This window comes from Geobacillus thermocatenulatus (assembly GCF_002217655.1).
GTDB classification, from domain to species: Bacteria; Bacillota; Bacilli; order Bacillales; family Anoxybacillaceae; genus Geobacillus; species Geobacillus thermocatenulatus.
Genome location: NZ_NEWK01000002.1, coordinates 1 through 12,576, shown reverse-complemented (window position 1 = coordinate 12,576; position 12,576 = coordinate 1). Strand labels below are relative to the sequence as shown.

7 protein-coding genes and 2 CRISPR repeat arrays (1 of these 9 only partly in view) are annotated in these 12,576 nt (G+C 51.6%); all 7 genes read right to left on the bottom strand.

Going from position 1 to position 12,576, the window contains the following annotated elements:
- A CRISPR array of direct repeats spans nucleotides 1-657; the repeat unit is 30 nt; unit sequence GTTTCAATCCCTCATAGGTACGATAAAAAC; it reaches 441 nt to the left of the window's first position.
- Nucleotides 658-759: 102 nt separating this feature from the next.
- Nucleotides 760-3,099: a CRISPR direct-repeat array (repeat unit 30 nt; unit sequence GTTTCAATCCCTCATAGGTACGATAAAAAC).
- Nucleotides 3,100-3,279: 180 nt separating this feature from the next.
- Nucleotides 3,280-4,440 carry a mannitol-1-phosphate 5-dehydrogenase gene (locus B9L19_RS08855; protein ID WP_047753023.1) on the bottom strand — a complete coding sequence of 387 codons (1,161 nt, stop codon included), beginning with the start codon at nucleotides 4,438-4,440 and terminating at the stop codon, nucleotides 3,280-3,282.
- Nucleotides 4,440-4,883: a PTS mannitol transporter subunit IIA gene (locus tag B9L19_RS08850; protein ID WP_047753022.1), complete on the bottom strand. Its 444-nt coding sequence runs from the start codon at nucleotides 4,881-4,883 to the stop codon at nucleotides 4,440-4,442. The genes B9L19_RS08855 and B9L19_RS08850 overlap by 1 nt, the downstream gene beginning before the upstream one ends.
- 5 nt (nucleotides 4,884-4,888) lie before the next feature.
- Nucleotides 4,889-6,979, bottom strand: coding sequence for a BglG family transcription antiterminator (locus B9L19_RS08845; RefSeq protein ID WP_047753021.1), 2,091 nt, complete (start codon nucleotides 6,977-6,979; stop codon nucleotides 4,889-4,891).
- Between the two features lie 268 nt (nucleotides 6,980-7,247).
- The gene (locus B9L19_RS08835) at nucleotides 7,248-8,699 is read right to left on the bottom strand and encodes a PTS mannitol transporter subunit IIBC (RefSeq protein WP_089113912.1); all 1,452 of its coding nucleotides are present in this window, start codon (nucleotides 8,697-8,699) and stop codon (nucleotides 7,248-7,250) included.
- 141 nt (nucleotides 8,700-8,840) lie between these two features.
- Entirely contained in the window at nucleotides 8,841-9,344 is a 504-nt protein-coding gene (locus tag B9L19_RS08830) for a PIN domain-containing protein (protein WP_025950845.1), read from the bottom strand.
- Nucleotides 9,345-9,534: 190 nt separating this feature from the next.
- The gene (locus tag B9L19_RS08825; RefSeq protein WP_047753019.1) at nucleotides 9,535-10,998 is read right to left on the bottom strand and encodes a CoA-acylating methylmalonate-semialdehyde dehydrogenase; all 1,464 of its coding nucleotides are present in this window, start codon (nucleotides 10,996-10,998) and stop codon (nucleotides 9,535-9,537) included.
- Nucleotides 10,999-11,156: 158 nt separating this feature from the next.
- The gene (locus B9L19_RS08820) at nucleotides 11,157-12,347 is read right to left on the bottom strand and encodes an iron-containing alcohol dehydrogenase (protein WP_047753030.1); all 1,191 of its coding nucleotides are present in this window, start codon (nucleotides 12,345-12,347) and stop codon (nucleotides 11,157-11,159) included.
- Nucleotides 12,348-12,576: the final 229 nt, after the last annotated feature.

Below are 12,576 nucleotides of genomic sequence, written 5' to 3'. Positions count from 1 at the left end.
TTCGCTCTCTGGTTGAGAAATATGGAAACGTTTCAATCCCTCATAGGTACGATAAAAACCATAGCGCCTTTGTCATTTCTTTCTAACCATTCGATGGTTTCAATCCCTCATAGGTACGATAAAAACTGGCGAAATGTAATTACTGAATTACAACAAATTGCACAAGTTTCAATCCCTCATAGGTACGATAAAAACTAAGCTGAACGTTAATAGTTTATCGGCGATTAGCGCGTTTCAATCCCTCATAGGTACGATAAAAACAAACTCGGGAGGGATCGAGAAGACGGGAACAAAACTGTTTCAATCCCTCATAGGTACGATAAAAACTTAATATGAATGAAGTAAAAGCTCTTTATGAATAGTTTCAATCCCTCATAGGTACGATAAAAACCGATCACCATGACATCTACATATGCAAAAGTGTTATAGTTTCAATCCCTCATAGGTACGATAAAAACGAAAAGCGGTTATATTGAGACCGGCGATAGAAAAAGTTTCAATCCCTCATAGGTACGATAAAAACGACATGGGAGCAATACGCCGTGTTTTTGTTGGAATGTTTCAATCCCTCATAGGTACGATAAAAACGCAGCTATTTTGAGGAGCTATCCGATGTGCTTCACTTTTGTTTCAATCCCTCATAGGTACGATAAAAACCCAACATAATAGGCCAAGTCGCGATTTAGGCTGGGTTTCAATCCCTCATAGGATACGATAAAAACCGAGTCATATATTTTCAACGGCAACGTCAGTCAAGCGAGTTTCAATCCCTCATAGGTACGATAAAAACGGAATGCAACGTGTCAGAGAAAGCGTTCGAGCTGTGTTTCAATCCCTCATAGGTACGATAAAAACTGTTCCGCGCGTGATGAATCCGAGCGTGCGCTGGGAGTTTCAATCCCTCATAGGTACGATAAAAACGTCATAGCGGTTGACGGTGGGAAAGTGATCGTCAGTTTCAATCCCTCATAGGTACGATAAAAACAAGCCTATGTGTGGAATTGCAGGTATCTTATTTTAGTTTCAATCCCTCATAGGTACGATAAAAACGCATAAAGAATAATCAATATGCCGCCTCCGACCAACGGTTTCAATCCCTCATAGGTACGATAAAAACTAAGCTCGCGATTTCTTCGCTCAACTCGCAATTCTCGAGTTTCAATCCCTCATAGGTACGATAAAAACAAGTAATCTACAAAAAAATAACATTTGACGAAAAATGTTTCAATCCCTCATAGGTACGATAAAAACTAAACCGTTGAGCGAGCGCATGGGATCGACCATTCGTCAGTTTCAATCCCTCATAGGTACGATAAAAACAAGATTATTGACGACAAGAAGCGCGTCATCGCAACAGTGTTTCAATCCCTCATAGGTACGATAAAAACCTTGTGACACAGTATCAACAAGAACTTGCTGAAGGTTTCAATCCCTCATAGGTACGATAAAAACGGAATATCTTGTGTCATGCCTGTTCCCTCGGTGTGTGTTTCAATCCCTCATAGGTACGATAAAAACAGAAAGGACGCCAGCGAGTCCTTAAAGAGAGAAGGAGTTTCAATCCCTCATAGGTACGATAAAAACACCGTACCGAAATCGGAATCAACTTGCGACACGCGAGTTTCAATCCCTCATAGGTACGATAAAAACTTGTCGTAGCGGTGAAGGATTATCAAATCTTTTCGGGTTTCAATCCCTCATAGGTACGATAAAAACGCTGTCATTGAGCTCGACTTGGACAACCTGATCGGACTGTTTCAATCCCTCATAGGTACGATAAAAACGCGTGATGGCTTTGTTGAGCAGGAAATAGACGAGGGTTTCAATCCCTCATAGGTACGATAAAAACTCACAGCCCTAAAAACATAAGCACCATTAACAAAAGTTTCAATCCCTCATAGGTACGATAAAAACTCTATCGCTCTTATATGCACGAAACCATGACCCCAGTTTCAATCCCTCATAGGTACGATAAAAACAGTCTTAAACGCGTTATACCCCTCAAAAATAATATCGTTTCAATCCCTCATAGGTACGATAAAAACGGCCGTCGCGGCGGGAGTTTACCATTCCCTTGCGGGTTTCAATCCCTCATAGGTACGATAAAAACCCGAAGTCGCCAAAAAGATTCGGAACGAAAAAATGTTTCAATCCCTCATAGGTACGATAAAAACCAGTTTCATCGTGGCAGCAGAAGATTTTGAATATTAGTTTCAATCCCTCATAGGTACGATAAAAACTGGAGTAGATGAGGAGCAAATTGCTGGATGGATCTCTGTTTCAATCCCTCATAGGTACGATAAAAACCACTTCACTTCCGCCTGCCGAGAGTGTGCCTTTACGTTTCAATCCCTCATAGGTACGATAAAAACCACTTCACTTCCGCCTGCCGAGAGTGTGCCTTTACGTTTCAATCCCTCATAGGTACGATAAAAACACACACGGGAAGAAATCGAGGCGGAGGCGCAATTATGTTTCAATCCCTCATAGGTACGATAAAAACCAAAGCTATTGCGCCTTGGTGCTGGTATTGAACTTTGTTTCAATCCCTCATAGGTACGATAAAAACGCCAGCGGTTCAGCGCCGCTGTCTGATACTACAAGTTTCAATCCCTCATAGGTACGATAAAAACTAACAACGCAGAAAATAGCGAAATGGCTTGCATTGGTTTCAATCCCTCATAGGTACGATAAAAACACATGAAGCTAATTGGATATTCAGACGTGAAAAAATGTTTCAATCCCTCATAGGTACGATAAAAACCGGAAACGGTTGGCAGGTTGGGAATAATAAAATTAGTTTCAATCCCTCATAGGTACGATAAAAACTCAGGGCAATTGAAAAGCATATAGGGGGCATGTTTTACATGTTTCAATCCCTCATAGGTACGATAAAAACCTTTTCTTTTATTTCATGATTATTGTAATATATTTTTGGTTTCAATCCCTCATAGGTACGATAAAAACTATCAAGTAACGCTTTTTTGGTTTTCCCAGTTTGATGGTTTCAATCCCTCATAGGTACGATAAAAACGCGGAGTGATAGCTCCGCTTTTTTTACACAAAAAAGTTTCAATCCCTCATAGGTACGATAAAAACCCAAACCATACGCATCAAATCAAGCTTTTTCTCTCTGAGTTGTTTTCAGAATATCACGTTTCAAAAATTCTGTCAATACCGTTCAGCCGTGTTGTTTGTAGGATTTTGACGCAAAAAAACATTGTCGTCGATCCCCCGGGATTTTTGCACGATTGGAGGTCGACGACATTTGCAAGACGGTCAGCTTTTGTTTTTCTCCATTCTTCCGTACTCGTCCTTCACCGCCGCCACAAGCGGGTGCCCACTCTCAAGGCCTGCATATTGCCGAAGCGCGCCTTCGATCCCGTGCTGGGCGATTGTTTGTTGAAGGGCGGCGGCTTCCGCATCGCGGGCATCATCGAATCGCAGGAGGGCGGCGATTCCTTTAGCCAAGCCGTGTGGGACGTTGCCAAATAAGGCGCAATATTGCACGGCTGGCGCGACGAGGCGGTCGTTCGGTCCAAGTTTGCGGATCGGCGAGCGGGCGACGCGGATGATGTCGTCGGACAGCGCCGGATTCATGAATCGTCCAATCGTCGTCTCGATATACGTGCGGTGCGCATCTGCCTCCCAACCGTGCTTTTTCACCAACACCGCTCCGGATTCGCTGAGCGCCTGTTCGACGCCCGCCCGAATGGCGCTGTCTTTCATCGCCTCTTGCACGGTTTCGCATCCCTTTAGGTAGCCTAAGTAGGCGGCAAGGGCATGGCCGGTGTTGACGGTGAACAGCTTTCGTTCAATATACGGGCCTAAGTCGGCGACGAAGTGGGCCCCTTGAATGGATGGAACCGCGCCGATGACGTTGCGCGTTTCAACCGCCCATTCGAAAAACGGCTCGACCGTCACCGCCAGCGGATCATCGTTCGTTTGGTTCGGCACGATGCGGTCAACCGCGCAGTTGAGAAAGCCAACCGATTCGCCCGCCAGCTGTTGTTCCGCTTCAGAAAGATGGGCAAATATGTGTTGCTTCAACGTCTCCGTGCCGCCGATCATGTTTTCGCACGCGATGACATGAAGCGGAGTTTGCTGGACGCCCAGCCGCTGCTTGAGCCCATCGGCAACAAGGGGGGCGATGGCCGGCAAAATGTGCGGGCCGACGGCGGTCGTGACCAAATCAGCGGCGGCGATCGCCGCGATGACTTGCTCCCGCTCTGTTTGGCTGTTCAACGCCGAAACGTCGCGCACCCATTGCTCTTCTTGCCGCTCGCCGGCAACAATGACCCGATACTCCCCCCGCTCCTTGAGCAGGCGGACGATTTGTTCGTTGACATCGACAAAGACGACCTTATATCCCGACGCCGCCAGCAAGCTGCCGATAAAGCCGCGGCCGATGTTGCCAGCGCCAAAATGAACCGCCTGCATCAGCCGTTCACCTCATGGAGCAGCGCAAGAATATCGTCTTCTGTCTTCGCGTTCGCCATGGCGGCGACATTGTCCGCTTCCGCACAGACGAGCGCCAGTTTTGACAGAATATCCAAATGCTCCCCGTCTTTGCCAGCAATGCCGATCACAATCAGAGCCGTATTGCCGCCGCCAAAATCGACGCCTCCCGGGACTTGCACGATCGAAATGCCGGACCGTTTCACAAGCGCTTTGGCTGCTTCCGTTCCGTGCGGAATGGCGACGCTGTTGCCGATATACGTGGTTGTCAGTTCTTCCCGCTCAAGCATCGCATCCACATACGCCGGATCGACATACCCTTGCTTGACGAGCACTTCACCGGCAAGGCGGATCGCCTCTTCTTTCGTTTTTGGTTGGGCATTTAGCACAATGTTTTCTTTGTTTAAAATCGAATGAGCTGCCATCCTTTTCACTCCTTCGTTGATGTCCAGTAATGATCAAAAAATTGCTCCAAATGGGCGCTGACAAGTGAATACACTTCTTCCTCGCCGCCATGCGCCAAAACGGCAAGGATTTGCTCATCCTTCACGAGCAAGGAGCTGACCTCGCTTAACACAGCGAGCATCTCCTTATCGGCATCTGACGGCCCGAGCAGCAGCACAACCGTGTTGATCTCCATCGGCTCTCCGTCCATGCCGGGCACCGTTTGCGGCGCATCAAGCCGGTACATCGTAAGCGATGGGCGAAGAACCGCGAAGCTTCGGGCGTGGTACAGCGCCAATGTGGTGCCGGGGATGCCAAGCCCGCCAAGCGACTCACGGCGCCGCAGCTCCTCGATGACGACATCGGCATCGACGATGACGCCAATTCGTTCAAGGCGGCGGCACGCGTCCGCCAATAGTTCATGAACAGAGCGCCCCTTGACCACCTCGAGGGAAAAACCGTCCAACAGGTGGACGATCGTCTCGCTGATGCGCCGAACCGCCTTCATCGCCTCGAGCGCTGGCCTGTTTCTCTGTGCGGTTGACTCTTTCCTCATCCGCTTTTCAGCGGCCGATTTTCGCTCTAAAAATTCACGAATCGCCCACGCTTCCTCTTCCGTCAACATCGGGCTGACGGTAAAATACGAGCCGGCTTCATCGGCCAGCGGCACGGTCGAGACGACAAGATCATACGCGCTTGCATCTTTCTCTTTCCATTCAAACACGGACGCTTGTTCCAGCGAAACGATGTCCGGAATCTCTTTTTTCAGCCTTGTCGCCAAGATTTTCGCCGTGCCGAGCCCGCTCGAACAAATGACGAGCACCCGCCACCCTTTTCTCTCCCGCATAAGCGCGGCGGCAAAATGGAGCACCAAATAACCGATCTCCTCCTCAGGCATCGGAACGCTGCCAAACAGTTGCTTTGCCCCTTCTGCGACAATGGCGAACAGCTCCGCATAGTCCCGCTTAATTTGCGCAAGCAGCGGATTGGACACTCCCATCCCGTGCTCCAAACGGTACAGAGCCGGCTTCAAGTGGACGATCAAATCTTCGTACAGCGTGCGGTCGGCAGATAAATCGATGCCAAGTTCGCGGCTGACAAAGCGGATGAGTTGCTGCGCTTTCATGCCGACAGCTAAGCTCGTTTCCTCCATCATCGTCCCTTGGCGGCTGCGCCATTTCGCTCCCATCAAGTGCATCGTCATATAGCCGATCTCTTCGTTCGGGATGTCAACGCCAAAGACCTTTTCCAGCGATTCGGCGAGCGCACGGGCGATTTCGTATTCGTTCGTCGCTTGCAGCGCCTGTAAATCATGCGGGTCAAAATGGATCGCGTCTCCCCGTTGGATGCGCTCGATCGCAAGCGCCAGGTGAACGACAAAGGCGATGTACGAGCTATCGGCCATCGTAAACGGGAACGTTTCTTTCACTTGCTCGATTTGCCGCTCGATGATGGCGAGCTTTTTCCGGTCGACGAACCCGAGCAATTTTTCCGCCATCGTATCAAGCGGCTCGTCAGCGCGCCTTTGGATCGTCTCTTTCATCAATGCCAAAAATTCGTGTTCATTGACATGGCGGAACAACAAATCGCTGATCAGGCGCCGCTTCGCCGATTCCGAACCAGCCAGTTCCACCCCGTACCCGCGCTTGCGGATGAGCGAAAGCCCGTACGCTCCGACTGTTTGTTCCAATTTGTCCAAATCAAGGCTGACGGTCGCCACCGTCACGTTCAAGTCGTTCGCCAATGAGACAAGTTTCACCGGCTCGGCCGCTTCCAACAGCGCGATTAAAATCATGAGCTGCCGTTCTTCCGGTGTATATTCATGATGGGAAAGGCGGAGCAGCTCTGCGGCCAACGCCTGTTTGTTTTCTTCCTTCCCAACAAGGCGGATGCCGACACCCGCCTTTTTGACAAGCTCGAGCCCGTAACGGCGCAACACCGATTCGAGCCCTTGCAAATCGCGGTGGACCGTGCGGGCGCTGACGTTCAGCTCCTCGGCCAGCTCGCCGACGGTCAAATCACGGTCGCTCGCCAACAAACGCTCAAGCAACTTCCGCTCCCGTGCCGATACGTACATCGCCGTTCACCTCCCATCTTCGATCGTATTGTTGACAGTTTTACATTAACCAATCAGTTCCTCATCACTTATTGTAAGGGCTTTTTTCTTTGTTTGACAATGAATAGATGTTTCTTTTTCGTCATTGTTATTGTTGACAGATTTTAATTTCACATTCACAGTTCCTGTTTCGGCACCAAACGAAACCCGCTGGCTGCCCCACCGAAACAGCCGGATTCCGCAAAACAAAACGCAGGGGGAACGCCATTCCCCTGCGCTTCATGCCGATTTACGCATTCTTTTTCAATTGTTCAATCAACTCATCGTATTTCGGGCTGTTTAAGAAGTTTTCGACCGATACGTGGTAGGCGTTTGGCAATTTTGCTTTCGCTCGGTCGGTTAAGTTTTGGTGGGTGACGACGATGTCGGCATCAGCCGGCAGCTGGTTGATCGCCGTGTTCGTCACTTCGATATCGAGGCCGGCTTTTTGCACTTTGTTGCGCAAAATCGACGCCCCCATCGCGCTTGAGCCCATTCCGGCATCACACGCAAAGACAATTTTTTTCACCCGTACAGGGACGGCCTGTTCCGCCACCGCCGCTGCCACTTCCTCTTGTTGCTGCAACGCGGCCGCCACTTGGCTTTGTTTCCCTTTTAACTGTTGCATTTTTTCCGCCGCTTTCGCCAAGTCTTCTTCCTCTTCTTTTTGTTTCGCCGATTTCAAGAACACCGACGCGACGAGGAACGATACCGAAGCGGCGACGAACACGCCCGCCAACACGCCGAAGTAGTTCCCTTTTGGCGTCATCGCCAGCAAAGCGAAAATGCTTCCCGGCGACGGCACCGCCACCAGCCCGGCGTTGAGGATGGTAAACGTGAACACCCCGCTGACGCCGCCCGCCATCGCCGCCAAAATCAAAATCGGGCGCATGAGAATGTACGGGAAGTAAATTTCATGAATCCCGCCAAGGAAGTGGATGATGACCGCCCCCGGCGCCGATTGTTTCGCCATCCCCTTGCCAAACAACCAATACGCGAGCAAAATCCCCAGCCCTGGACCAGGGTTCGTTTCCAGCAAGAACAAAATCGATTTTCCCGTTTTCGCTGCCTGTTCGACGCCAAGCGGGCTTAAAATGCCGTGGTTGATGGCATTGTTCAAGAACAGCACTTTCCCTGGCTCGATGAACAAGTTCGCCAGCGGCAACAAATGCCAGTCAATGATTTTTTCCACTCCGGCCGCTAATGTTTTGCTGATGAGCGAGATGACCGGGCCGACTCCTTTAAAGGCAAGCAGCGTCAACACGCCGCCAACGATCCCGGCCGAGAAGTTGTTGACAAGCATCTCAAATCCTTGCTTGACTTTCCCTTGGAACAATCCATCCACTTTTTTGATCACATAACCGCCAAGCGGCCCCATGATCATCGCGCCTAAAAACATCGGGATGTCCGAACCGACGATGACCCCCATCGTCGCCGTCGCCCCGACGACGCCGCCGCGGACGTCATAAATCATTTTGCCGCCCGTATAGCCAATCAACAGCGGCAACAAATACGTAATCATCGGTCCGACAAGCTTCGCAAACGTCTCATTCGGCAGCCACCCGGTCGGGATAAACAGGGCGGTAATCAGCCCCCAGGCGATAAATGCGCCGATATTCGGCATAATCATGCCGCTCAAATAACTGCCAAACCGCTGAATCTTCACACGGAAGCCTGTTTCGTTTCCGGTTGTATGCGTCATAAAGCTGTTCCTCCTTTTCTGCTTGACTGTACCTTTATCTTAAAACGCTTACAACCGGCCTTCAATGAGAAGTAAACGCGATTTTGTCAAGGGGGTTGTTGACAGGGGTTAAAAAAGAAAAGCCCCGCGCGGCGGGCGGGGTTACGGCGTTTCTTCTGCCAACGACAACGCCTCTCGATAGAGACGTTGGAAGAGATAAAATCCATTGTCAAGCAGATTATCTAACAGCGGCTTGACTTCCGCTATTTTCCTGTTTTTCTTCCCCAGAATCAAAGCTCCAATTGTACCGATAGGCCTTAAAAAGAATTGTTTCGACAATGATCTAGCAGCATGCTCATCCATCACAACGGCTTGAGCGCCAAGTTCTTTCTCTCCAATAATAACTTCTAACTCCCCGGCATGGAATTTTCCATATAAACTTTCAACAAGGCTGCGATTTTTTACATGGTATAGTCGAAACACCTCCTCATTGACCAATCGTTTGAGCTCTTCTTTTCCATAATGGCGTGGGGCATGGTGATGAACAATTTCTTGATAGACAGCTTCCGGAACATATACTCCATCAAATAGGTCAGACAAAAGAGTCAATTGACCAACGATCGACAGACCTATAATCGGTGTAGAGTTGACCGTAACCCTACTCATTGTGATCCCTAATTTTCATTGCTCAATTGTTGCACCGTGTCCCAATTATCTTTGATGTGTTCCTCCGTATATTCCATCCAAGGAATCGCCTTCGAACGCAATACATCGATAAATTCCCCTAAGGATTTTCCTGCCAATTCAGGGCGATAAAAAAGCAACCCGAATCCAAGCGGGCTGCTTCATTGTTTATCTATTGATATCTCGCCGTCACCATTTTCTTTCTCGTATAAAACTCGACGCCGTCGCGGCCGTTGGCGTGAAGGTCGCCGTAAAACGAGTTTTTGTAGCCCGAGAACGGGAAGAACGCCATGGGCGCCGGGACGGCGACGTTGACACCGAGCATGCCGGCGTCGATTTCTTCGCGGAACTGGCGGATCGCTTTGGCGCTGTCCGTGTAGATGCAGGCGCCGTTGGCGAATTCCGACCGGTTGGCGATCTCAATCGCTTCGTCCAAATCGCGGGCGCGGACGACCGACAGAACCGGGGCGAAAATTTCATCCGTCCAGATCGTCATGCCTGGTTTGACATGGTCGAAAATTGTCGGGCCGATGAAGTACCCTTTTCCGCTTGTCGCCGAGTCGCGGCGGCCGTCGCGGACAAGGAGCGCCCCTTCTTTTTCGCCGATTTCAATATATTTGATCGTCCGTTCTTTATGCGCCTCGCGGATGACCGGGCCTAAAAAGACGCCTTGGTCAAGTCCGTTCCCGATTTGAATGCGGTCGGCAGCTTCTTTGAGCCGTTCGACCAACTCATCGGCGATATCACCAACGGCGACGACAACCGAACACGCCATGCACCGCTCACCTGCCGAACCGAACGCGGCGTTGATGATGTTCGTCACCGCCATGTCGAGGTCGGCGTCCGGCATGACGATCGAATGGTTTTTCGCGCCGGCGAGCGCCTGTACGCGCTTGCCGTGGGCGGCGGCTGTTTTGTACACATATTCGGCGACCGGTTGCGAGCCGACGAACGAGACGGCTTTAATGTCTTTATGCTCCAGGATGCCATTGACCACCTCGTGCGCTCCGTGCACGATATTGAGCACTCCCGGCGGCAGGCCGGCTTCGGTGAACAACTCCGCCAAGCGGTTGGCCAGCATGGGCGTCCGCTCGGACGGCTTCAGCACGAACGTATTGCCGCAGGCGATGGCAAGCGGGAACATCCAGCACGGCACCATCATCGGGAAGTTGAACGGCGTAATGCCCGCGACGACGCCGAGCGGGTAGCGGTACATGCCCGATTCAATGCCGGTCGCGATATCCGGCAGCTGCTGGCCCATCATAAGCGTCGGAATTCCCGCCGCAAATTCGACGCACTCAATGCCGCGCTGCACTTCGCCGTATGCGTCTTCGTACACTTTGCCGTTTTCCAATGTCACAAGGCGGGCAAGTTCTTCGCAATGCTCGACAAGCAGCTGCTGGCAGCGGAACAAAATTCGGGCGCGGCGCGGAACGGGCACTTTGCGCCATTCGCGGAACGCTTCTTTCGCAGCGGCCACCGCCGCATCAAGCTCCTCGCGCGAGGAAAGCGGCACTTTCGCCAATACTTCCCCAGTGGCCGGGTTCGGCACAATTTCCTCTTTTCCGGATGTTGACGCGACCCATTGGCCGCCAATAAAGTTTTTCAACGTTTTTGTTTCCGTGACAAAACTCATGAACGAAACCACCTTTCTAGAAAATCGAGTATAAGAGAGCGCCAAGGGCACGCCGGCGGGCGAATCGATGCAAACGCCCGCCGCATGCCTGATCGCCAACCGTGCACGTGTACTTCCCTACGCAGCGAATCGATTGCGCCAGCGGCTTGGGCGTTGCCTTATCCGTGGCTAATGGGATTTGTGTCGTACTGATAGTCGTAACAATAATGGTACAAGGCGACGATTTCCTCATGGGTCGGCACTTTCGGATTGTTGCTTGGACTGCCGCTCGCGAGCGCGTCGGTTGCCATTTTATCGACCGCCTTGTCAAACGCCGCTTTGTCAATGCCCCACGTTTTCATATTCGGGATGCGCAAATCGCGGCAAAGCTGCTTCACTTCCTCCACCAGCGCATCAGCCGCTTCCGCATCGGAAACATCTTTGAGAGACGGCTTGATGATGCGGGCGATAACCGCCAACCGCTCGATGGCGCTGTCTTTTGTAAACTCAAGCACCCCCGGCAGCAACATCGCGTTCGAGACGCCGTGCGGTACGTGGAAGAGCGCGCCGATCGGCCGCGACATGCCGTGCACGAGCGTCACGGAAGCGTTGGAGAACGCCATGCCGGCTTTCATGGCCGCAACTGCCATCTTCTCGCGCGCTTCGATGTCTTGGCCGTTTTCGTACGCCCGGCGCAAGTAACCGACGATCGCTTCGATGGCAGAGAGCGCCAACACATCGGTCACGGGATGGGCGCGCCGGGAAATGTACGCCTCGATCGCGTGGCAGAGCGCATCGACGCCCGTGGCCGCGGTGACGGACGGCGGGCACGAAACCGTGAGCAGCGGGTCGACGATCGCCACAGCGGGAAGGAGCGCCGGCTGGGAAATCATCATTTTGACGTCCGTCTTCGTATTGATAATGACCGTTACTTTCGTCACTTCCGAACCCGTTCCGGCCGTCGTCGGAATGGCGATGAGCGGCAGCGGCTTTTCGGCAAACCGTTTCTGATTGCCGACATAATCGCCAATCTCCCCTTCATTTGTCATCATGACGGCGACCGCCTTGGCAGCGTCGATGCTGCTGCCGCCGCCGATGGCGATGACGACATCGCACCGCTCGCTTCGGCAGACGTCAAGCGCCTCTTTCACATGAACATCCGTCGGCTCGCTGTCGACTCCTGTATACTTCGCAAACGGCAGCCCTGCTTCTTGCAAATATTGCGCGCAGCGGGCAACCACCCCGATGTTTTCCATCACCGGGTCGCTGACGATGAGCGCTTTTATCCCAAATGCCTTCGCCTGTTGGCCCACCTCCCCCAACGTTCCGCGTCCATACACCACCCGGCTTGGCATGAGCAACTCGTACACCTTTTCTCCCCCTCGTATAGTATGTTTAGAAAGATTTTTAAATCGAATTTCCAGTTGGATATGCTCCTTGACAATCGTATATGCTTGAGTGATTTGCCCACGGGGGGGAGGGGCGCGCCCCTCCCCCCCGTGGATCGCACCACATCGGGGTTGGACTTTTCGCGATGTTCCTGGATAATGATCTTGAGGATCATCGGGGCCACTCTTCTTCCCCCTGTAGCTTTGACTA